22 protein-coding genes, 1 tRNA gene and 4 pseudogenes are annotated in these 20916 nt (G+C 64.6%); 13 read left to right on the top strand and 14 right to left on the bottom strand.

Annotation, left to right across the window (positions count from 1 at the left end; all coding sequences use genetic code 11):
- The first annotated feature begins 153 nt into the window (after window positions 1–153).
- The 10 genes from J2S76_RS05925 (at window position 154) to J2S76_RS05880 (ending at window position 8264) form a co-directional block, all read left to right on the top strand.
- Window positions 154–636: an MSMEG_0572/Sll0783 family nitrogen starvation response protein gene (locus tag J2S76_RS05925; RefSeq protein ID WP_018388397.1), complete on the top strand. Its 483-nt coding sequence runs from the start codon at window positions 154–156 to the stop codon at window positions 634–636.
- Window positions 637–731: 95 nt separating this feature from the next.
- Window positions 732–1835 carry a Nit6803 family nitrilase gene (locus tag J2S76_RS05920; protein ID WP_307058432.1) on the top strand — a complete coding sequence of 368 codons (1104 nt, stop codon included), beginning with the start codon at window positions 732–734 and terminating at the stop codon, window positions 1833–1835.
- Entirely contained in the window at window positions 1753–2910 is a 1158-nt protein-coding gene (locus J2S76_RS05915) for an MSMEG_0568 family radical SAM protein (protein ID WP_307059130.1), read from the top strand. Before J2S76_RS05920 ends, J2S76_RS05915 begins: the two co-directional genes overlap by 83 nt.
- Window positions 2907–3449: an MSMEG_0567/Sll0786 family nitrogen starvation N-acetyltransferase gene (locus J2S76_RS05910; protein ID WP_307058430.1), complete on the top strand. Its 543-nt coding sequence runs from the start codon at window positions 2907–2909 to the stop codon at window positions 3447–3449. Before J2S76_RS05915 ends, J2S76_RS05910 begins: the two co-directional genes overlap by 4 nt.
- A 1-nt stretch (window position 3450) precedes the next feature.
- Window positions 3451–4455 (top strand): sll0787 family AIR synthase-like protein, encoded by a 1005-nt coding sequence (locus J2S76_RS05905; protein WP_307058429.1) that lies wholly within the window; start codon window positions 3451–3453, stop codon window positions 4453–4455.
- The gene (locus tag J2S76_RS05900) at window positions 4452–5609 is read left to right on the top strand and encodes an MSMEG_0565 family glycosyltransferase (protein ID WP_307058427.1); all 1158 of its coding nucleotides are present in this window, start codon (window positions 4452–4454) and stop codon (window positions 5607–5609) included. Before J2S76_RS05905 ends, J2S76_RS05900 begins: the two co-directional genes overlap by 4 nt.
- Window positions 5602–5889: an MSMEG_0570 family nitrogen starvation response protein gene (locus tag J2S76_RS05895; protein WP_307058426.1), complete on the top strand. Its 288-nt coding sequence runs from the start codon at window positions 5602–5604 to the stop codon at window positions 5887–5889. The genes J2S76_RS05900 and J2S76_RS05895 overlap by 8 nt, the downstream gene beginning before the upstream one ends.
- Before the next feature lie 14 nt (window positions 5890–5903).
- Window positions 5904–7169 carry an MSMEG_0569 family flavin-dependent oxidoreductase gene (locus J2S76_RS05890; protein ID WP_307058423.1) on the top strand — a complete coding sequence of 422 codons (1266 nt, stop codon included), beginning with the start codon at window positions 5904–5906 and terminating at the stop codon, window positions 7167–7169.
- Window positions 7166–8041, top strand: a complete 876-nt coding sequence (locus J2S76_RS05885; protein WP_307058421.1) for a Pnap_2097 family protein — start codon at window positions 7166–7168, stop codon at window positions 8039–8041. Before J2S76_RS05890 ends, J2S76_RS05885 begins: the two co-directional genes overlap by 4 nt.
- Window positions 8042–8189: 148 nt before the next feature.
- A tRNA-Gly gene (locus J2S76_RS05880) sits at window positions 8190–8264 on the top strand.
- A 244-nt stretch (window positions 8265–8508) separates the two neighbouring features.
- Here the strand turns inward: J2S76_RS05880 and J2S76_RS05875 are convergent.
- The 4 genes from J2S76_RS05875 to J2S76_RS05860 form a co-directional block, all read right to left on the bottom strand.
- Window positions 8509–9273 carry a DUF3223 domain-containing protein gene (locus J2S76_RS05875; RefSeq protein ID WP_307058419.1) on the bottom strand — a complete coding sequence of 255 codons (765 nt, stop codon included), beginning with the start codon at window positions 9271–9273 and terminating at the stop codon, window positions 8509–8511.
- A gap of 136 nt (window positions 9274–9409) precedes the next feature.
- Window positions 9410–9976, bottom strand: a complete 567-nt coding sequence (locus tag J2S76_RS05870; RefSeq protein WP_307058417.1) for a hypothetical protein — start codon at window positions 9974–9976, stop codon at window positions 9410–9412.
- Between the two features lie 112 nt (window positions 9977–10088).
- Window positions 10089–10484: a hypothetical protein gene (locus J2S76_RS05865; protein ID WP_307058415.1), complete on the bottom strand. Its 396-nt coding sequence runs from the start codon at window positions 10482–10484 to the stop codon at window positions 10089–10091.
- Window positions 10485–10724, bottom strand: coding sequence for a hypothetical protein (locus J2S76_RS05860; protein WP_307058413.1), 240 nt, complete (start codon window positions 10722–10724; stop codon window positions 10485–10487).
- A 58-nt stretch (window positions 10725–10782) separates the two neighbouring features.
- Here J2S76_RS05860 and J2S76_RS05855 point away from each other — a divergent pair, with 58 nt between their 5' ends.
- Together J2S76_RS05855 and J2S76_RS05850 are read left to right on the top strand one after the other, a co-directional pair.
- The gene (locus J2S76_RS05855; protein ID WP_307058411.1) at window positions 10783–11601 is read left to right on the top strand and encodes a hypothetical protein; all 819 of its coding nucleotides are present in this window, start codon (window positions 10783–10785) and stop codon (window positions 11599–11601) included.
- Window positions 11594–12976 (top strand): annotated as a pseudogene (locus tag J2S76_RS05850) (DEAD/DEAH box helicase); the annotation flags it as partial. The gene J2S76_RS05855 and the pseudogene J2S76_RS05850, both read left to right, overlap by 8 nt.
- Window positions 12977–13573: 597 nt before the next feature.
- On the opposite strand, the pseudogene J2S76_RS05845 reads toward J2S76_RS05850, so the two are convergent.
- From J2S76_RS05845 to J2S76_RS05830, 4 genes and pseudogenes are all read right to left on the bottom strand, one after another.
- A pseudogene (locus tag J2S76_RS05845) lies at window positions 13574–13714 on the bottom strand (VirB3 family type IV secretion system protein); the annotation flags it as partial.
- Window positions 13714–13971 carry a TrbC/VirB2 family type IV secretion system protein gene (locus J2S76_RS05840; protein WP_307059128.1) on the bottom strand — a complete coding sequence of 86 codons (258 nt, stop codon included), beginning with the start codon at window positions 13969–13971 and terminating at the stop codon, window positions 13714–13716. The gene J2S76_RS05840 and the pseudogene J2S76_RS05845, both read right to left, overlap by 1 nt.
- 71 nt (window positions 13972–14042) lie before the next feature.
- A pseudogene (gene trbB / locus J2S76_RS05835) lies at window positions 14043–14990 on the bottom strand (P-type conjugative transfer ATPase TrbB).
- A gap of 176 nt (window positions 14991–15166) precedes the next feature.
- Window positions 15167–15250: pseudogene (locus J2S76_RS05830) on the bottom strand (HNH endonuclease); the annotation flags it as partial.
- 82 nt (window positions 15251–15332) lie between these two features.
- On the opposite strand from J2S76_RS05830, the gene J2S76_RS05825 reads away from it, so the two are divergent.
- Window positions 15333–16454: a Fic family protein gene (locus J2S76_RS05825; RefSeq protein WP_307058409.1), complete on the top strand. Its 1122-nt coding sequence runs from the start codon at window positions 15333–15335 to the stop codon at window positions 16452–16454.
- A gap of 280 nt (window positions 16455–16734) precedes the next feature.
- On the opposite strand, the gene J2S76_RS05820 is transcribed toward J2S76_RS05825, so the two are convergent.
- The 6 genes from J2S76_RS05820 to J2S76_RS05795 all read right to left on the bottom strand — a co-directional run bounded on the left by J2S76_RS05820 (window position 16735) and on the right by J2S76_RS05795 (window position 20876).
- The gene (locus J2S76_RS05820; RefSeq protein WP_307058407.1) at window positions 16735–17340 is read right to left on the bottom strand and encodes a MarR family winged helix-turn-helix transcriptional regulator; all 606 of its coding nucleotides are present in this window, start codon (window positions 17338–17340) and stop codon (window positions 16735–16737) included.
- A 263-nt stretch (window positions 17341–17603) separates the two neighbouring features.
- On the bottom strand, window positions 17604–17966 hold the full coding sequence (locus J2S76_RS05815; RefSeq protein WP_307058405.1) for a RidA family protein: 363 nt from the start codon (window positions 17964–17966) through the stop codon (window positions 17604–17606).
- 68 nt (window positions 17967–18034) lie between these two features.
- Entirely contained in the window at window positions 18035–18850 is an 816-nt protein-coding gene (locus J2S76_RS05810; protein ID WP_307058403.1) for an ABC transporter ATP-binding protein, read from the bottom strand.
- A gap of 88 nt (window positions 18851–18938) precedes the next feature.
- On the bottom strand, window positions 18939–20177 hold the full coding sequence (locus J2S76_RS05805) for an amidohydrolase family protein (protein WP_307058401.1): 1239 nt from the start codon (window positions 20175–20177) through the stop codon (window positions 18939–18941).
- Complete coding sequence (locus J2S76_RS05800; RefSeq protein WP_307058399.1) at window positions 20174–20524, bottom strand: hypothetical protein; 351 nt, start codon at window positions 20522–20524, stop codon at window positions 20174–20176. Before J2S76_RS05800 ends, J2S76_RS05805 begins: the two co-directional genes overlap by 4 nt.
- Window positions 20511–20876 (bottom strand): Rieske (2Fe-2S) protein, encoded by a 366-nt coding sequence (locus J2S76_RS05795; RefSeq protein ID WP_307058397.1) that lies wholly within the window; start codon window positions 20874–20876, stop codon window positions 20511–20513. Before J2S76_RS05795 ends, J2S76_RS05800 begins: the two co-directional genes overlap by 14 nt.
- Window positions 20877–20916: the final 40 nt, after the last annotated feature.

The following is a 20916-nucleotide window of genomic DNA, read 5'->3' as shown; positions in this document are numbered from 1 at the left end:
CGCCACCGCCGTTTTCGCACCTCGGTCCGTATTGAATGTATTATTGTATGTAATTTGATTGTTTTGATGATTCTTTTGGCATTCTGTCAATTGGCACATTGATTGCAATTCTTCTGGCGTACCCGGCCCCCATTGCCAGCCAAGGAGAGCGACATGGCCACCATCACCGTGCCGGCCCATGCTAAGGGCGACGTCCTCGTCGACTATGAGGACAAGAAGTTCGAGGACGTAAAGGCCGCCCCCGGCGAGAAGGCGCTCGTCACCTTCCACACCGTCGCCTTCGAGGGTTCGATCGGCCTGGTGAACCTGCTGCAGGCCTCGCGCCTGATCCAGAAGGGCTTCGAGACCTCGGTGCTGCTCTATGGCCCCGGCGTCACGCTCGGCGTGCAGCGCGGCTTCCCGAAGCTCGGCGACGAGGCCTTTCCGGGCCATCTCAACTTCAACAACCGCATCGAGAAGATCCTGAACGATGGCGGCAAGGTCTATGCCTGCCGCTTCGCGCTGCAGGCACTCTACGGCCATGGCGAGGGCGCGCTGATCCCCGGCATCGTGCCGATCAGCCCGCTGGATGTGCTCGACATCGTCCTGCTCCACCGTCGCGAGAACGCCTTCATCCTCGATACGTGGACGCTGTGATCCGGAGAGCCGGGATCGGACGCCACTGACGGAGCGATCCCGGATCGGCGGCGGTGCCGCCGTCCGGGATGACGGACGAACGGAGGAAGGCCGCGATGGCCGACGCAAAGAGTTCGGACAAGACCTCGGAAAAGCGCAGCGCGGAAAAGCGCGTCGTCCGCGCCGCCGCGGTGCAGATCGCGCCCTCGCTCGACAGCCTGGAGGGCACGCTCACCCGCGTGCTCGCCGCGCTGGAGGAGGCGGCGGGCAAGGGGGCGCAGCTTGTCGTGTTCCCCGAAACCTTCCTGCCCTGGTACCCCTATTTCTCCTTCGTGCTGCCCCCCGTGCTCACCGGGGCGGAGCATCTGCGGCTCTATGACAACGCCGTCACCGTCCCCGGCCCGGTGACGGAGGCGGTGTCGGCGAGCGCCCGCCGCCTCGGCGTCGTCGTCGTGCTGGGGGTGAACGAGCGCGACCATGGCTCGCTCTACAATGCGCAGCTGATCTTCGATGCCGATGGCTCGCTCACGCTCAAGCGCCGCAAGATCACCCCCACCTTCCATGAGCGGATGATCTGGGGCCAGGGCGACGGGGCCGGGCTGAAAGTGGTCGACACGGCGGTCGGCCGTGTCGGCGCGCTCGCCTGCTGGGAGCATTACAACCCGCTGGCCCGCTACGCGCTGATGACCCAGCACGAGGAAATCCACGTCGCGCAGTTTCCGGGCGCGCTGGTCGGGCCGATCTTCGCCGAGCAGATCGAGGTGACGATCCGCCACCACGCGCTGGAATCGGGCTGCTTCGTCGTCAACGCCACCGGCTGGCTCACCGAGGAACAGATCGCCCGCATCTCGCCGGACGAGCGGCTGCGCAAGGCGCTCACCGGCGGCTGCATGAGCGCGATCATCTCGCCGGAGGGCAGCCATGTCGTGCCCCCGCTCACGACAGGCGAGGGCATCCTGATCGCCGATCTCGACATGGCGCTCATCACCAAGCGCAAGCGGATGATGGATTCGGTCGGCCATTACGCCCGCCCGGAACTGCTCAGCCTCCACCACGACACCCGCCCGGCCGTGCCCGTCCACACCGCTGCCGGGGCCCCTTTCCCCGTCCAGACAGGGAGCGTTTCCGATGAAGCCGATGGATCTCGCCAGCGAACTCACGCCGCTGCCGACGCAGCAGCTGATCAACGAGTTGCAGTCCTACGGGGTGCGCCTCGTTGATCCCCGCGCCGGCGCCGATTCGCGCCGGGGCGGAGCCGGGCCTTCCGACCACAAGGCGATGACGCTGGACGGCATGACGGTGATGGTCCCCGTCCACACCGCGCCGGCCTTCGAGAGCCCCTATCTCGTCGAGAAGCCGGACGCCTTCGGCCAGAGCCGCATCAGCCGCGACGGGCTGGTGCTGGGCGAGGTGTCGTTTCCCCTGCAGCCGAAATTCTACGGACTCTCCACGGCCGACGGCATCCCCTATTCCAAGATCGCCGTGCTGCATGGGCGCGACGTGCTGGCGACCACGGTGCTGCAAAGCTGCATCCGCTATCAGAGCCGCACCAAGACCTGCCAGTTCTGCGCCATCGGCCAGTCGTTGGCGGCCGGCCGCACCATCGAGCGCAAGACCCCCGCGCAGCTCGCCGAAGTGGCGAAGGCTGCGGTGGAGCTTGATGGCGTCAAGCACATGGTGATGACCACGGGCACCCCGCCGGGCAAGGACCGGGGCGCGGCGCTGCTCACCGAGAGCGCGGCGGCGGTGAAGGCGGCGGTGAACCTGCCGATCCAGGTGCAGTGCGAGCCGCCGGACGACGATGCGTGGTTCGCCCGCATGTTTGACGCTGGCGCCGATGCGCTCGGCATGCATCTGGAAGCCTGCACCGAAGAGGTACGCGCCGCGATCATGCCCGGCAAGGCGCAGGTGTCGGTGGCGCGTTATTTCGAGGCCTTTGCCGCCGCCGTGCCGGTGTTCGGGCGCGGGCAGGTGTCGACCTATATCCTCGCAGGCCTCGGCGACAGCCGAGAGGACATCCTCGACGTCTGCGACAGGCTCACAAGGATGGGCGTCTATCCCTTCGTGGTGCCCTTCGTGCCGATTTCAGGCACGCCGCTGGAAAGCCACCCGACACCCACGCCCGCCTTCATGAACGCCATCCTCGGCCCGCTCTCGGGCATGCTGCTGGCCACCGGGCTGAAATCCATTGACGTCAAGGCCGGCTGCGCCAAATGCGGCGCCTGCTCGGCGCTTGCCACCTATGAGCGGCAGGCCCTTGGTCGGGAAGAGCTGCGGCACGGGGGCTGCGCATGATGTACGGCACCTTCCGCCCCTTCCGCGCCGCCGATTTCCAGGTGAAGTTCGCCACCCAGACCTGGGAGAAGCGCGGCGCCGCGCGCCTGCGCCACGAGGTGTTCTGCGACGAGCAGGGCCTGTTCGCCGGCGACGACCGCGACCCGATCGACGACACCGCCATTCCTATTGTGGCCGTCTCGCTGCTCGGCCTGCTGGCCGATGATGTGGTCGGCACGGTCCGCATTCACGAGGCCGAGCCGGGCCTGTGGTGGGGCTCGCGCCTCGCCGTGGCGGAGGATTACCGAAAGGTCGGCGCGCTGGGCGCGGCGCTGATCCGCCTCGCCGTCTCCTCCGCACATGCGCGCGGCTGCACAAGGTTTCTCGCCCATGTGCAGGCGCAGAACGCGCTGCTGTTTCGCCGCCTGCACTGGAACGTCGTCGAGGAGAAGGAACTGCACGGTCGCCCGCATGTGCTGATGCAGGCCGACCTCGCGCATTACCCGCCGATCGTTGATGCCGAAACCGGCTTCCACGCCCAGCCAAGACGGGCGGCGTGACATGACCGCGCGCGCACTCAGCACCCGCTTCTCCGACATCGCCTTCTCCGAGGTGGTGAGCCGGCTACGCGCCTCGGCCGGGCTCGCCTCCAAGGCCGATATCGCCCGCGCCGCCGCCCGGCTGGGCTTTGACGGGCGCGAGGCGATCCGGGTCGGCGATGACTGCGCCGCGATTCCCGATGGCGACGGTTATCTCCTCTTCGCCATCGAAGGCTTCATGAACGAGTTCGTCGCCACCGACCCCTGGTTCGCCGGCTGGTGCGGGGTGATGGTGAATCTCTCCGACATTGCCGCCATGGGCGGGCGCCCGCTCGCGGTGGTCGACGCGGTGTGGGCCAAGGGCGAGGACGGCGCCGCCCCGGTGCTGGAGGGGCTGCGCGCCGCCTCCGCCCGCTTCGGCGTGCCCATCGTCGGCGGCCATACCAATCTCGCCAGTGACCGCGGCCAGCTTTCCGTAGCCGTGCTGGGGCGGGCCAAGCGCCTGCTCACCTCCTTCGACGCCCGCCCCGGCGAGGTGCTGGTGGCGGCGATCGACCTGCGCGGGCGCTACCGCGAGCCGTTCGCCAACTGGGACGCCGCCACCGACGCCCCGGCGGAGCGGCTGCGCGGCGATCTCGAGCTGCTCCCCCGCCTCGCCGAGGCCGGGCTGGCGCGCGCCGCCAAGGACATCAGCCAGGGGGGGCTCGTCGGCACCGCCGCCATGCTGGCGGAGGGCTCCGGCGTCGGCATCGAGATCGACCTTGACGCGGTGCCGGCGCCCGAAGGGGTCGATCCGGTGCGCTGGCTGATGACCTTCCCGAGCTTTGGCTATCTTGTTCCCACTGCACTGACTGTCCACCCCACTGTCCTCACTACCCTCAGGGAGCGCGGCATCGCCGCGGCCGTCATCGGCACCGTTACCGCCGAGCGTAAGGTCACGGTGAAACACGGCCTAAGTCGCGAGACGATATGGGATTTTTCCCGCGCGCCGCTGATTGGCTGCGGGCCGGCGGAGGACGCGGCATGACCCGCCCGCTGCGCATCGCCCTTCTCGCCCATTCCACCAACCCGAGGGGCGGCGTGGTGCATGCGCTTGAACTCGGCGAAGCGTTGGTACGACTGGGTTTCGAGGCTGTCGTGCATGCGCCCGACCCGAAGGGCGCCGGCTTTTTCCGCCCCAGCCTGTGCGAAACGGTGAGCGTGCCGGCCGGCCCGGTGGGGAGCGATGTGGCGGCGATGGTGCGCCAGCGTGCGGACGAATATGTCAGCTATTTCAACAGTCTAGAGCATCGTCGCTTCGACGTGTTCCACGCCCAGGACGGCATCTCCGCCAATGCGCTGGCGACGCTGAAGGCGCGCGGCCTGATCCCCGGCTTCGCCCGCACGGTGCACCATATCGACGCCTTCCGCGATCCCGAGCTTAAGGCCTTGCAAAATCGATCGATTCTCGCCGCCGACCGGCATTTCGTCGTCAGCCGTCTCTGGCAGGGACTGCTTGCCGAGACATTCGGCATCGACGCCGCCCTGGTCGGAAATGGCATTGATATCAAGCGCTTCTCCCCCGTGCCGGATGGGCGGGAGGCGGCGCTGGCGCGGCGTCTGGGGCTTGATGTCGGGCCTGTCGTGCTCAGCATTGGCGGGGTGGAGGAACGCAAGAATAGCACGCGCATCCTGGAGGCCTTCATCCAGCTGCGGGCGATGCACCCGCGCGCCCAGCTCGTCATCGCCGGCGGCGCCAGCCTGCTGGACCATCACGAATATGCAAATGAATTCAAGGCGTTGGTCGCCTCCTCCGGCCTGTCGGCGGGGGCGGTGGTCCGCGCCGGGCCGCAGGCGCAGGAGGACATGCCGGCGCTCTACCGCCTCGCCGACGTGCTCGCCTTCCCCTCGGTGAAGGAAGGTTTCGGCCTGGTGGCGCTGGAGGCGATGGCCTGCGGCGTGCCCACGGTGGTTTCCGCCATCGCACCCTTCACCGAGCATATCGGCGCGGATGAAACCGTGTGGTGCGACCCGCTGAACGTCGGCTCCATCGCCGACGCGCTGATGCTGGCCCTGCAGCCGCAAACCCTTGCGCGTCTTGCGCAAAAGGGGCCGGAGGCCGCTGCCCGTTTCGACTGGGCCGCGACCGCGCGGGCGCACCTTCCCACCTATCAGACCCTCGCGGAGCCCGCCCATGCCTGAAATGCGCTTCACCATCCGCTGGCCGGACGGCACGGTGGAGGCCTGCTACTCGCCCTCGCTGGTTATCAAGGACTACTTTGTCCCCGGTGAGAGCTACAAGCTTTTGGAATTCCTGGCGAAATCGCGCGAGGCGCTCACCATCGCCAGCGACCGCGTCGAGGCGCGCTACGGCTTTCCCTGCTCGCGCGCGCTGGGCCAGCTCGCCCGCCTCGAGGCCGCCGGCCGCGCCTATTCCACCCATCCCGAGGCCCGCGTCGCCGTCGAGGCGTTCGAGGAATGAGCCGGAGACACCCCATGAACGAGAACCGCATCGCGCATTACCCCGTGGTCATCGTCGGCGGCGGGCAGGCCGGGCTGTCCACCAGCTACCATCTCTCCCGCCAGGGCATCGACCATCTGGTGTTGGAAAAACACCAGGCGATGCACGCCTGGAACACCCAGCGCTGGGACACTTTCTGCCTCGTCACGCCCAATTGGCAGTGCGACCTGCCCGGCCATCCCTATGCCGGGCCGGACCCCGACGGCTTCATGAAGAAGGATGAAATCCTAAATTATCTCAAGGAGTTCCGCGCCAAGGTCGATCCACCCATCCGCGAGGGTGTGAGCGTGCGGCGGGTGACGCCCCGGCCGGAAGGCGGCTTTCTCGTCGCCACCAGCGCGGGCGATTTCAGCGCCGACAATGTCGTGGTCGCCTCCGGTGGCTATCATGAGCCGATCGTGCCGCGCATGGCCGAGCGCCTGCCGCCGTCGATCGCGCAGATCCACTCGGCGCAGTACCGCAATGCCGGCCAGCTTCCCGAAGGTCCGGTGCTGGTGGTCGGCTCTGGCCAGTCCGGCGCGCAGATCGCCGAGGATCTGCATCTTGCCGGTCGCAAGGTGCATCTGGCCGTCGGCAACGCCCCGCGCTGCGCCCGTTTCTATCGTGGCCGCGATGTCGTCACCTGGCTCGCGGACATGGGCTATTACGATATGCCGGTGGAAGAGCACCCGCTGCGCGAAGGCGTGCGCGACAACACCAACCATTATGTCACCGGCCGCGACGGCGGGCGCGACATCGACCTGCGCAAATTCGCTCTTGAGGGCATGGAACTCTATGGCGCCCTGCGCGACTTCGACGGGGAGAGGCTGCTCTTCGACACGAACCTCACCCAGGCGCTCGACGACGCCGACAAGACCTATAACGGTATCAACGCCGCCATTGATAAACACATCGCCCAGAAGGGGTTGCAGGCGCCGCCACCCTCGGTCTACGAGGCCGTCTGGCAGCCACGCCAAGAGCGCTCGAGGCTCAACCTCGCCGAATCCAGCATCGCCTCGATCGTCTGGTGCATCGGCTTCCGGCCTGATTTCCACTGGCTCGACGCGCCGGTGTTCAACGGCGCCGGCCATCCCCAGCACCGGCGTGGCATCACCGCGCGCGAGGGCGTGTATTTCATCGGCCTGCCCTGGCTGCACACATGGGGCTCCGGCCGCTTCGGCAGCGTCGGGCGCGATGCCGCGCACATCGTTTCCCATATTGACGGCCGGGCGCAGCAAGCCCGGCGGGGCAGCGCCGCATGAACCTGGTCCTGCCTCCCGCCTTGTTCGCGGCCGTGCCGGCGATCGTTTCGGAGGAGACAGTGCAGCTCGGCATGCCGCAGCTCTGTCTCGGCGGCCTTTCGGAAACGTGGCTGCTCAAGGAGTTAGGTCATCGCCACTGGATGGCCCTGGCGGCGATGGCCGGCCGCGCAGTTCCCGATTTCCGTGATGCCGACGGCGTGCCTGTCTACGCCGCCTTCAGCGCCTTGTCGGTGGAGGATGCCGATTTCGCCTCGCTGCGTGAAAATGACCGGCTGACCATCCGCAGCGAGACGTGCCGCCTCTCCCGCACCCAATGCGCCAGCCGGCATGACCTCACCAGCAAGGGGCGGGCCGTCGGCACGGTGCACCTGGTGTCCGCCTTTGTGCGGCGCGCGCCGGGTGGCGGCAATCATACGGTGGCGCGTGTGGCGCTGGACGGCTTTCCTGCCCCGCCCCGGATGGGTGCGGACCGGCGCGAATCAGAACTCGCCGCCCGCGCTGCGGCTTTCCGCGCTGGCCGCGCGGCACCGGAGGCACGATTCGAATCCGGCCCCTCCCGGGACAAGGAGGCGGTGCTGGAGATCGATCCGTGCCCGGCGCAGGACTTCAACGGCGCGGGCTTCCTCTATTTCACCAGCTTCCTTGCCTTCATCGACCGCGCCGAATGGCAGTTCGACGGCCGCCGCGCGCCACTGGCGACCACCCGCGCGCGCGAGGTGTATTTCCACGGCAATATCGATCCCGGCGAGCGGGTGGTGGTGCGCCGGCTGAAGGCCGAACGGCAGGCGGGCGAGCTGTTTCATCACTGCCGGCTGGAGCGCGCCGGTGATGGTGCCCGCCTCGCGGACGCCTTCACCCGCCGTGCGCTTTGAGGTTCGAAAGCCCGTCGCGACAGGCGGAAACAGACGCTGTCATCGACCTGTGAGAAATCTGCGAAACCCCGTTGCATTCTCCGCGAGGCTGGGGCATAGAGACGGCCCGTTCGGGGCCGCACACAAGCGGCGCGGGACGGCGGAGCGGGCGGGTGTAGCTCAGGGGTAGAGCACAACCTTGCCAAGGTTGGGGTCGTGGGTTCGAATCCCATCGCCCGCTCCAGTTTCCCATAAGACACAAAGCCTCGCGCCAGCGGGGCTTTTGTCGTTTTGGGGCTTGGCGATTTCAGGTGCGTGAAGCGACCAGACAAGGCGCGCGGTTACACGCCGGTTACAAGGCCAGGCGAACCGGCGTTTTGAAGTTGAGGTGTCGCCAAGGCTCATCCGGTAGCAGCATTGTAGATTGCAGCAGTGAATTGACCGTGCTCGGGCTCGCCGAAATTCCCAGAAAAGCCAAAGCCAGTTGTCTAGGGGTGGGGAAGCACCACAGCGAGGCGGACCGGCGCGTCGGGCCCTCGACCTGGCAGCGGGGACGGATCGGACTTGGCGACGATCCGCAGATTGGCCCGCTCACGATGGAATTGCACGAAGGCTCGGGCGACCGCTGGATCAACGAACTGTGCCGTCGTCTGCTGGTCTGCCGAGGCCGCCACCGTCCCGTCCGGGGCCGCTTCCTGCCAGCCGTTGGCGCCGCGAAACGCCGTGACGATTTCGATGAACGTCGGTGCGGCGTAGTTCAGTCGGGTCTCTTCTCGGGTGAGCGGGAGGTCGGAAAATTCGCAGGCCAATCGTCCCTCGGCGTCGGCATGGAGCGCGAAATGATTGTCCTTGGCAAGACGCATATTCTCGGCAACGGCGTTGCGGCAAGCGTCGTAGATCTCACGCGCCGCGCCCTTGGGGCGCCCCTTGACCGCGTCGAAGAAGCTGAACTCTGTCGAGGTCCCGTCCGTGCGTGAGACCCAAAAGCCGGGGGTGGCGAAATAAACGCCCTTGCGGACGCCGCGATTGAGCCGGCGGAAGAAGTGATCGATGCCAGGAGCCGACTTTGGCGGACCGTCCAGGATCAGAGCGTCATACCGCTCGAGAAGCGCAACCAGATCCTCATGGTCGGCCGGTGCGGTGATCGGCTCCTCGTCATCATGCCGATAAAGGATATCTTGAAAATGGCCTTTCGCCTTGCCCTGCGTGTCGAAGTGGCGACCGTTCGATAGGGTGACAGGTATACTGACCATTGCGCTGTTCCTTGAAAGTTCAGGCAGTTGCCGAGGGTAAGTGCCGTTAAAAAAACTAATAGAGCGAGCCCCGCGCGCTTGCTCCGTTCTTGCTAGTCTCGGAGACACGTCACGTGCGGCCGAGCGCGGCCGCGGTTCAGGGAACATGCAGGGTGGTGGAGCCGTCGCCGTAGCCCTTCATGCCTGCAGCCCGAAGAGCTTCGGCCATCTCTTGATGGGGCTCATTCCATTCACGGCAATCGCACACCCGAATGATACTGATCGGATCGTTGGAGGCTCGATTTCCAAAGGCCATGCCGACGACGAAATCGTCCCGAAAGCGGTCCGCCGCGAGCACGATGTGATTGCTCAGTTCTTGGAGATGATTTCGATCGGCATCGGCGTTTGAAATCCCAGGAGGTCGCGGGCAGGTGAGAATCACGTAGCGGACGCCCGGTGTCGACGGCGACGCAATGGTCTTGCTCCAATAGGTCGCCTGATTGGGCTCGTCGAGCAGCTCGAACAGGGGCGCCACGATCATCCGACGCGCCAGCCGGGACTCGCTGGCCAGCATACGCATGGTGGTTTCGTGGTTGTCGACGTCTGGGTGACCGCACTGAGCCTTGGCTGCCAGATAGTGATCGTGAAACGTGTCGATCAGATTGTCGATCAGGCGGCTTGGCCGATCCTTTTCTTCCGTCGCCCGCGCACGATCGGAAGCCAAATAGCTCTCCCAAAGGCCTGGCAGACGCCGGGACAGCTCATGGCCCGGCCCATCGATCACATAGCTCTTCCCTTGCATCCAATTGATCGTCGCGTGAGCAAGCAGATCTGGCTCACGGAAGCGAAAGCCTTTGCCAGAGCATGAAGCGAAAGCCATTGCCAGAGCATAGAGTGGCCGCTCGAGAGCTCAAATAGGCGATAAAGTCCGAGACGGTGTCCAAACGTTGGAGCAGAAGGTCGATCGTTTCGCCGTCGAACACGTGCACGAATAAACCGCGAATCTCCACCGGGCCAAGCTCGAACGGCGCTGGCGACGGGTCGTCATTAAAGCCGAGACCCGACCAGCCGGCGGGGAGGAAGGATGGATCCCGACTAGGACGCGCGATCGCCAGCAGGTGATAGCGGCGACGCTCGGGTGGCGGCAACGCGAAGCCCAGCGGATCACGGGCGCGCTGGTCGGTGTAGACCCGTGCGCCTGGCAGATTGAGGCGGCGAACCGCACCGCTCAATTAATCAAGACTGCTGTTGATGGCTTCCCGCGACCAACGTGACCAGGCCAAACTTGGGCCGTCAGCGATGTCGAATTCGCATGCTTTGTCTGAGAAGATGATGACATCGTCACCAAACGGGATGACGAGGTCGCAAATTTCCTTCCCGGCCTTGTAGGTCGCCCCCGAAAGCACCCAAGGCTTCAGAAAAGTCCGCTCCGTTAGTTGGAGCAAATAGGCCTCGGATCGGCTTGCCGTCATGTGCCCTCTTGGTGCAGCCGCCTTGCTTGACCAGCGCTTATGGCCTTCCGTGGATACCATGCTAGATAGCGAATGGGAGGCCGAACAATCTATGGCTATATCGACTGTTGACCACGGCGTCGACGACCTGTGTGGCGGAGAGCAGTGGTTCGTCGATGATCTCGATGGACTCGCGAAACTCGTCGCGATCGTGATGGTCGGTCGAGCGCAACTTGTCACGGGCATTCTAGCTGGTGCGGAAATTGGCCCCGTTCCCACAAGCGCTGCCTTGAAGGTACGCTTGAATAAAGCGCTGTTCCCGGAAAAAGACCCCTGGCATCGTGATGGTCTGCTGTTTGAAACGATCTGCTGGCTCGTCGCGCGCAAAGGCGCCGCAGCAAACGAAGTCGTTTCCGATCCGCATCGCCGGGCCACCAATCAGGGCGCCGACTCGGTAAAGGTCATCTTTGATGAAACGGCCAGAGAACTGCGGAAGGTGACAGTATACGAGCAAAAGTGCACCGACGACCCCCGAACAAAATTCCGCGATGAAGTGCTGCCCGCCTTCTCGGATTGGATCACGGGTACGCGTGACGATGAGCTTCTGCAGATCGCCATAGGTCTGTTGGCACGTTTCAATCTCACCGAGGCCGAAAGCAATCGGGCCTATGGGCGCATTGCGCTGGCTCCCCGTCCGATCGCCTTTCGTGCCGCCCTGACCGTGAGTCCAGAGGCCTTCCCTCAGAACGAATGCAAGAAGGTCTTCAAGGACTACGACGATCTGGCCGTAGACCTTGAAGCGCGATTTGGCGACACCTTTCCGCTTAAGGACATGCGCGGCTGGTTCAAGGATTTTGCTGCGCTCGTCTGGGCAAAGATTGAGGCGTTCGATGTTTGACGTCGCCACTGCAAATCTTATCCGCTCGGCTCCTCCCGTCGAGGGCATTAATCCTGAAGCGCTACCCCAAGAGCTCACTCGGATTTACGCGCAACTAGTTGCGTTGCGCCTCCACGCCGCGGACCCGGACGCAGGCGCCCTGCGGGCGCTGAATCTAGATCGCCTGTTACGTATGGCCGCTGTCTATGAGGCAGTTGCCGACACCGCGCAGGAACTTCCATCGCGACAAGCGGCCGCGTTTGTCGCGGCGACCGCCTATCAGATCGTTGGCCGTGTTGTGACGCATGGCGGGGTGGCCGGCCGTGGCATGCTTACAGCCAATGCCACCCATCCAATCCTCGCCGCGCCGCTCCTCTTTATGATCGCCGGACAAAGCCCCGACGCTCGGGAGGCCGGCCTTCGGCTACAGGGCTTGGCGGCGGACGACCTCGTGCTGACCGCTTTGCTGGAGTCGATCGCCGATCTCAGTGCTGAGCGATTCGAGGCGATCCTTGCGCGGGCTCGACGGCTGCAACTTCTAAAGTCGAGCCCAGACGTTCCGTTTGAATGGCAGGCCACCCAGGCCCTTTACGGTCTCTGTTGGTCAGGTCTAGTTCAAATGGCGGCACTGGCGTTGGATCAGCCTGTGCCGGAAAGCGCGTTTCGTCGCGCCGCCACGGCACAACAGACCTTTGTGATGGTCGAGAGGCTATCAGTCAGCGACCTGCAGATTCCAGGCGACGGCGGCGCGATGACTTCGGCCTTTACCGGACCACGTCACCTCGCGCGGCTCCTGCGCCAGGTCGCCGAGGGTCTGATAGGGTCGAGCTTAGCGGCCTTGCCGGTTCCCGCCGGTGTCAATGCCGACGTATGGAAGACTTGGATCCGCAATCGAACCAAGTCGAAGCCGACCGTTTGGCCCAACCATCGGCCAGCCATCGATGACGGCCTGCTTGATGTGGGGCGCTCAGCCGTTCTGGTTCTGCCGACCGGTGCGGGCAAGACCACCTTTTCGGAACTCAAGATCGCCGCGACCCTGGCGGCGGGCCGCAAGGTGATCTTTCTCGTCCCAACCCTGGCCCTAGTCGATCAACTCAGCGACGACCTCGCCAAGAGCTTCCCCGATGATCTGGGCGGCGTAATCGTATCAGCGGACGGCGACCTTTCGATTTTGGCAAGCGGTCCAGAACTCAGCGACATTGAGGTGATGACCCCAGAACGGTTGCTCGCGATGCTGAGCTTCGCTGAGGCTGATGTCTCCGAGGTGGGACTGATCGTCTTGGACGAATGTCACATTCTGAGCCCTATCGGTGGGGGAAGCCGCTCCGTCGATGCGATGCTGAGCCTGATGCACGCGGCCAAACGCGCCCCGACGGCCGATTTCCTCCTGTTGTCCGCCATGCTTACCAACGGAGAAGAATTGGCCGCTTGGCTGACGACCTTGCTTCCGGGCGAGGCCCGTTATTATCACGAGCCATGGAAGCCGAGCCGGCAGGCGCGTGGCGTGGTCGTCTATCCGCAGGGCCGGCTGAGCATGTTGTCAGCCTATGCCCATTCGAAGAAAAGGGGACTGAAGCCCAAGAAGCCGTCGCTGGAGGTCCCCGCCTACGCGCTCTTTGGTCTTCAGAACAACTGGAACAAAGACCATCCCCAGGATACGGCCCTCCTGAAGCTCTTGCCCGACTCCGTGGCTATCGGCTTGGGTACCCACGGCCCGACAGCTAATGCCAATAAAGTTTCCGCCGCGATCGCCACGCGAACCGCCGCCACGAACCTGAAGACCATCATCTTTGTGCAGCAAGCCGACCACGCCTGCACGACAGCCAAGAACTTGGCTCCGAACCTGCCAGAAGTCGGCAATTTCACCGTCGACGAACTGACCTATGAGCAGCAGATTGTCGTCGAACTAGGGCCCCGTGGCCGGTCCTTGGTTGAACCAAAGGCAGGCGCGATCCCACACAATGGCGACATGCGTCAGTTCCCCACCGTCCGAGCGCAGGCCAAGACCCACGGCTCCGGCGAGCGTGCCATTGACGATGGCGATGGCGCGTGGTGCGCCGCCGAGCAGGATCGGCTCGGTCAGCGCCCCATGGACCGGAACGCTGAAGCCGGGGACCTCAACCGTCTCGGCCATCAGACGAGCGCTCCGCCGCCGAAGGAGAAGAAGGACAGGAAGAAGCTCGAGGCGGCGAAGGCGATCGACAGGCCGAACACGATCTGGATCAGCCGGCGGAAGCCGCCCGACGTGTCGCCGAAGGCCAGCGCCAGCCCGGTCGAGATGATGACGATGACGGGGATGATCTTGGCGACGGGCCCCTCGATCGACTGAAGGATGGATTGCAGCGGCGCCTCCCACGGCATGGAGGAGCCAGAGGCATGAGCGCTGGCCATGGCCATCAGGCTGATGCAGATGGCAGACGCGGCCAATCGGGCGGCGCTACGGGCGCGATGGAGCGATCGGATCATGAGGGATCTCCGGTGAAAGCAGGGGTGACGCGGTAGTCGCCATCGGGGCCAAGGCCCTCGACACGGGCGAGTTCTATGAGCCGGCGTGCGGACGGCCACGAGATTGATGGTCTCGGCGATCAGCGCGCGCGGGACGGTGACGACGGCTTCCTGAATGAGTTGCTCCATCCGCCGCAGCGCGCCGAGCGCGCTGCCGGCATGGATGGTGCCGATGCCGCCGGGATGGCCGGTGCCCCATGCCTTGAGCAGGTCGAGCGCCTCTGCGCCGCGCACCTCGCCAATGGAGATGCGGTCGGGACGCAGCCGCAACGCTGACCGGACGAGCTCGGACAGCGAGGCGACGCCGTCCTTGGTGCGCAGGGCGACGAGGTTCGGCGCCGCGCATTGCAGCTCGCGCGTATCCTCGATGAGGACGATGCGATCAGTTGTCTTCGCGACATCGGCGAGCAGCGCATTGGTCAGCGTGGTCTTGCCCGTCGAGGTGCCGCCGGCCACCAATATGTTGGCGCGAGAGGCAACACACTGGCGCAAAGCGCCAGCGTGCCCGGCCGACATGATCCCGGCGCGGACATAGTCCTCAAGCGTGAACACCGCGACGGCGGGCTTGCGGATGGCGAAAGTCGGGGCCGCCACGACCGGCGGCAGTCCCTCGAACCGTTCTCCCGTCTCGGGCAGCTCAGCCGAAACACGCGGGGCTCCCGCATGCACCTCGGCGCCGACATGGTGTGCGACGAGCCGCACGATGCGCTCGCCGTCTGCAGGCAAAAGCCGCTCACTCGTGTCGGACAGTCCCTCCGAGAGACGGTCGATCCACAGCCGCCCAACCGGGCTCAGCATCACCTCGACGACGGATGGGTCTTCCACGTGCGGGTGATCGCCGGACCCAGCGCCGTGCGCAGCATCCGCGCGCCGCGGGCAAAACCCTGATGATGTACTGCCGCCATCCCAACCCCGACAGTGCCGGGGTCCTGACGATCTCATCCCGGGTGGGGATGATTAAAAGAGCCCGATATTAGGCCGGTTCAACAGGATTCCATCCGAGTCGCAGCGTGGCGTGCAATGACAGGCGAACGGCGGAACTGCTGTGCAATGATCGGAAGCGGCATAGGGAGCCTCCGCTTCACGGCTTGAAACAATGCTCTCTATGCCAGCGCAGGAAATGGGGATGGGGGCGCTCGATCAGCCTGCGGGGCGCGATGGCGCGGCTCTGCCATGAGCGATAGGACGGCTATCTATCAATCACATATCCGCTATTATGTGAGCGATAGAAGGAGGCTCTATCGCTCATGGCTTGGAACTGGACCCAGCACGGCTGGCCGCATTTTGCCTATGATCCGGTTGTCCTCGAACCGCTGGAGCGGCGGTTCCTGCTGCTCACCGGCGAGGTGATCGGCGCGGTTCGGCATGTGAGCGAGGGCGAGCGGGACCGGCTGCGGATCGAACTCCTCAGTGACGAGGCGGTCAAGACCAGCGTGATCGAAGGGGAGACACTGGATCGCCTCAGCGTGCAATCCTCCCTGCGCCGTCAGCTCGGCCTCGACACCGACAATCGCAACGTGAAGCCGAAAGAGCGGGGCATCGCGGAGATGATGGTCGATCTCTATCGGAGCTGGGCCCATCCCCTCGACGCTGGCACGCTGTTCCGCTGGCACCGCATGCTGATGGCAGACAGCCGGCATCTGGAGATCATCGGCGGCTACCGTCGCCATGAAGACGCAGTGCAGATCGTGTCCGGCCACCAGGATGGGCCGACCGTACATTTCGAGGCGCCTCCATCCTCTCGGGTTCCGGACGAGATGGCCGCATATCTCGCCTGGTTCAATGGCTCGGCCCCGGACGGCGAAATGCCCTTGCCAGCACTTACCCGGGCCGGGATCGGGCATCTTTATTTCGAGAGCATCCATCCCTTCGAGGACGGCAACGGTCGCATCGGCCGGACACTGGCGGAAAAATCCCTCGCCCAGAACATCGGTCAGCCGACGCTGATCACGCTCGCCCATACAATCGAGCAGCATCGCAAGGCCTGTTACGATCAGCTCGAGGTCCATCAGCGGACGCTCGATGTCACGGACTGGCTGGTCTGTTTTGCGGAAACGATCATCGCGGCCCAGCAGACGACGCTCGGCCGCGTCGCCTTCCACATCGCCAAGGCGCATTTTTACGATCGCTTCCGCGACAAGTTGAACGAACGGCAGGAAAAGGTGATCGCCCGCCTGTTCCGCGAGGGCCCCGGCGGCTTCACGGGCGGCCTGAGCGCGGAAAACTACCTCGCAATCACCGGCACCTCACGCCCCACCGCCACGCGGGACCTGCACGATCTGGTCGAGAAAGGCGCCCTGACGCGCTTCGGCGAACGCCGTTACACGCGATACCGCCTGAACCTGCGGAGAGGTGCTGTAACGACCTGAGATTGCGGCTTAGCCGGTCCACCGTCGTTAAGCAGGCCGGCTACCTGCTCCACGGCCTTAACAGGTGCCGGCAACAGGCCGGGCGCCTCAATCGTCATGGTGAGGTTCACGCCAGCAAGTGGCGGCGCGGCCGGGTAGGCGGCCGAGGGCTTCAGTATCCGCCACGATAGACCAGGCGCGTTCTCGCGCTAAAGCGGCAGGATTGTCAGCTGCCGCGTGCGGCAAGGCCGGCAGCAGTGCCAGTGCTCTCAGTCGCAGGCTGCACGTGCCCGAGCAATCCTCATGCTCCGTCGCGCTCCCGCTCATAGCGTCGCACTTCGGCCATGGCAAATTCGCTATTGAAGGATAGAGTAGTGAAGATTTCTCGCAACTTGGTGATCTGCTCGCGCGATATGTCGTTGAAGAGCTGGTCATTCACCCGGCGCAGGAAGGGGGCAACCTGTTCAACGGCGGCTTCACCTTCGGGCGAGAGCTTGACGAGCACACTACGGCGGTCTTCCGCGTCGACATGCTTCACCAGCAGCCCGCGTCGTGAGAGCACCCCGACTTCGGTGGTGACATGGGTCGACGCCAACTGCACATATTTCGCTAGCGCGTTAATCTTAACCCCAACTTCGCCCTGCTGGTACGCAACGCCGATCAACACCGCGAATTGCGAGCCGGTGAGCCCAAGCGCGCGCCCGAAGGCGGCGCGACAGGCCTCAAGCCGGCTGAGCACCTGGACGATGAGATAAATGGTCTGCCGGAACTCGTCGTCCCGCCCCTTCGACAGGATACGGCGATGCGAGATCGTAAGGGGTGGAATGAACATCGTTTTCGGGTCCGACTTTTTCTCAGGCCGTACTTTAGAAGAACCCGAATCCACGCGCGGTAACTTAGTCTTCATTGAGTCCTCTTGCCGTGTCCCAACTCGCCGATTGCAGCCTTGAGGCACGGCAGTGCAGGGCACTCTGCCATAGTCCCGCGATAGCTTCAATCTTTAGCAAAAATTGAATGGCAAAGAGGCGTAGGTCGCATGGCCAGCGGCGCACCCGGCCTGTTACGGCTCTCCTTTATCTAACTCTACGTCAATTGAGGCCCTCTTCATGCCTACCGGAGTGCCAGCCAAATCCGGGGCGGCCAAGCGCGGGCGGATGCGCGGACTGCGCGTCAGACGGGCGGTGTGGCGGCGATAGCGGCGATTTCCAGCAGCCCCTTGCCGTGCAGCTTCGCCTGCACGCAGGCTCGCGCCGGCAGATTGTCGCGATCGACCCAGCCCCGCCACACCGCGTTGAAGCCTTCGAAATCGCGGTCGAGATCGGCGAGCCAGACCGTCGCCGAGATCAGCGCGGCCTTGGAGGTGCCGGCATTGGCGAGCTGAGCCTCGATTTCGCGCAGTACGTCGGCCGTCTGCTCGGCGATGGATACGGTCTCGTCCGACGGCATGATGCCCGACAGATGCACGCAGCCATTCCAAGTCACGGAGTCCCCGCGATGCGGCAGATTCCGCGTATTGATACGCTGGATGTTCATGAAAGCCTCGCTGGTTGAAAGGGGCGCGGCCTGCCCGCAGCCGCGAGCCGGGCCGCACGCATGGCGGGTTACTTCATCCCGCGATTGGATTCATCGCGCAGATCCGCCCAGATCGTGCCGACCAGCTGGCCAAAACGGTCCGTGGTGATGATGTCGGAGGTGCGCGGATGCGGGAGGTCAATGTCCACGATGCGCTTTATTCGCCCCGGACGGTAGGTCATGATCACCACGCGGTCGCTGAGCAGCACGGCTTCCGTCAGGTTGTGCGTGATCAGCACGGTGGTTTGCTTCAGCTGCTGCTGGATCTGCAGCACTTTGTCGCCCAGCAGAATGCGGGTTTGTTCGTCGAGCGCGGCGAAGGGCTCATCCATCAGCAGGATCTGCGGCCGGACGACGAGGGTGCGGGCGATGGAGACGCGCTGGCGCATGCCGCCCGACATGGCGGCGGGGTAATGGTTCTCGAAGCCTTCGAGCCCCACCAGCGCGAGCGTATCGCGGGCCCGCTCGATCCGCTCCGGCTTGGGGATGCCGAGCGCCTCTAGCGGAAACATCACATTCTCGATCGCGGTGCGCCAGGCGAAGGTCGATTCCTCCTGGAACACACTGCCGATCGTGCGGCGGGCGCCGGGGTCGGATTTGCCGTGGACGACCACGTCGCCGTCATAGCGGTTGAAGAAACCGCCGATGATGTTGAACAGGGTCGACTTGCCGCAACCGCTGGGGCCGATGATCGAGATGAACTCGCCATTGGCCACATCGAGCGAGAAGTCACGCACGGCCCATATCGGCTCCGCGCCTGTTCCATAGGACTTGCCGACATTCTTCAAGCTCAGTGCCGGAACCGAGCCTGCCATTGCCGGGCTGACTGCCTGTGCGTGCATCATGCTAGATCGGGCCTCCTCCCGGAACGCTAGCGCCTACTGCCTCCACGCTCCACTTGCTCTGGCAAGCAACCGGAGCGCGACCCTGCCTTCAGCCACGCGCGGCCATGGCCCGCTGCTTCTGGCGCTCCAGCTTCCAGGGGGCGAAGTGCGGATCGAGCTTGAACAGGTCCTGCGCGTTGCCGCCCAGTATGGCGCGCTTCTGTCCTTCCTGAAGGAAGGGGAGGTCGTAGATCGTGCTCGGCAGATCCATGTCCCAGTGGGGGTAGTCCGACGAATAGAGCAGCTGGCTTTCCGCCTTCATCATCTTGAAGGTGAGTTCCAGCGCTTCCTTGTTCTCGACCATTTCCATGGGTTGTGAGGTGTAGAACATCTCCCGCATGTAGTCGCTGGGCTTGCGCTTAAGCAGCGGGGCGTCGGAGCTGCGCATCATGAATTCGTTATCGAGGCGCTGCATGAGGAAGGGCACCCATGCCAGGCCGCTTTCGATCCAGAGCGTCTTGAGGCGGGGGAAGCGCTCGGGCATGCCGTTCATGAGCCAGTTCGTCATGTGCACCATATTGTGCCAGACGAAACCGAGGGCATGGACAGAGATGAAGCGGTTCATCAGCGCCGTCGACTTGTCGCCCCACGTATAGGCGGCGTGGAAGCCGAGCGGCAGGCCGCGTTCCTGCAGGGCCGCATAGGTCTTCACGAAGGCGTTGTCCTGCACGCTCTTGTAGTGCGTGGCCGTCACCATGAAGCCGATGACGCCCTTGCGGTCGCCGAACTCCTCGACCATGCGGTAGCAGGATTCCGGGTCGTTGAACGGCAGATAGAGCATGGAGGTCAGGCGCGGCTCCTCCGACAGGATATTGTCGCAGAGCCAGCGATTATACGCCCGCGCCAGCGCCACCTCGACTTCCACACGCGGGCAGGTGGCGATGTTCAGCATCGGGGTTGGGAACATGCAGGCCATGTCGACGCCCATGGCGTCCATCCAGCGACGCATCAGCGTGATGTCGCGATGGATGGTCGGCGGGGTCGCCTCGTGGCGGCGCAGCGGATAGCGCGTCACCCGTCCGGTCATTTCCTGATAGGAGCCATCCACCGAGGTCACGCCACCGCGCGCCATGCCCTGATAGAGGGCCTCGTCGCGCAGGACCGGGTCCTCAATGTAGCGGGCGATCTCGCCGAAAGCTTCCGTCTCGTAGTGGTGCGAGTCCACGTCGACGATCAGGAAGTCCTCGTAATTGCGCTCCAACGCCTGTTGATAGGCGTTGCCGAGATGCTCCTCGGTGTCAAAGGACTTGCGCAGGGGTTCTCTGAAGACTCCGGCAGTGGCGGTCATCGACCCGGCTCCGTAACAGGCAAAGGGCGTGCGAGCCGGCTGGAGCCGATATTGGAGACGGCCTGCCAGGCGGCGAGTTCAAAGACGGCGAGTTCGACGCTCTCGAGCAGGGCGGTGCAGGCGATCACCGCATCGGTCGCCGAGAGCGTGTTGTTGCCGGGAAAGGTACAGGGCGGCAGGCCCTGTTGCGCGCGCTCCGCCAGCAGGCGGATGGCGTGGGCGAGCACCATGCCCACATCGTCGCTGGCGACGCGTGCCACATCGCACTCCGCTGCCGCGCTGAAGCGCCGGGTAAGCTCGGCCGCGAGCTCGGCGGTCGGGATCAGGCCCAGGTCAATACTGGACATAGATTCCGCCCTCCCGCACGACCGTGGCGTATTTGCGCAGCCGCACCGCCGAATTGCAGACATGCTCGCCGGTCTTGATGTGGAATTCATAGCCGTGCCACGGGCACACAATGTGAAGGTCGGACTCATCGTAGCGCTGGCCAACGAACAGCCCAGCCTCGTCGATGACATCCTGGACCTGGGGGATGCGCATCCCTTCGCAGGCGGGGCCGCCCTGATGCGGGCAGCGGTTGAGATACGCGAGGTACTCTCCGTCATGCAGCATGACGCCGATCCGATGGCCCGGCTCGCCGACGATACGGACCCCGCCATCGTCGAGTTCGCCGACCTTGCAAACATACAGCTCGTTCATGAGGGCCTCATACAATAAGGTACATTATAATAAGTCGCCT

This window comes from Ancylobacter vacuolatus, from assembly GCF_030813595.1.
Lineage (GTDB): Bacteria > Pseudomonadota > Alphaproteobacteria > Rhizobiales > Xanthobacteraceae > Ancylobacter > Ancylobacter vacuolatus.
This window is presented reverse-complemented; position numbering and strand designations above follow the sequence as displayed.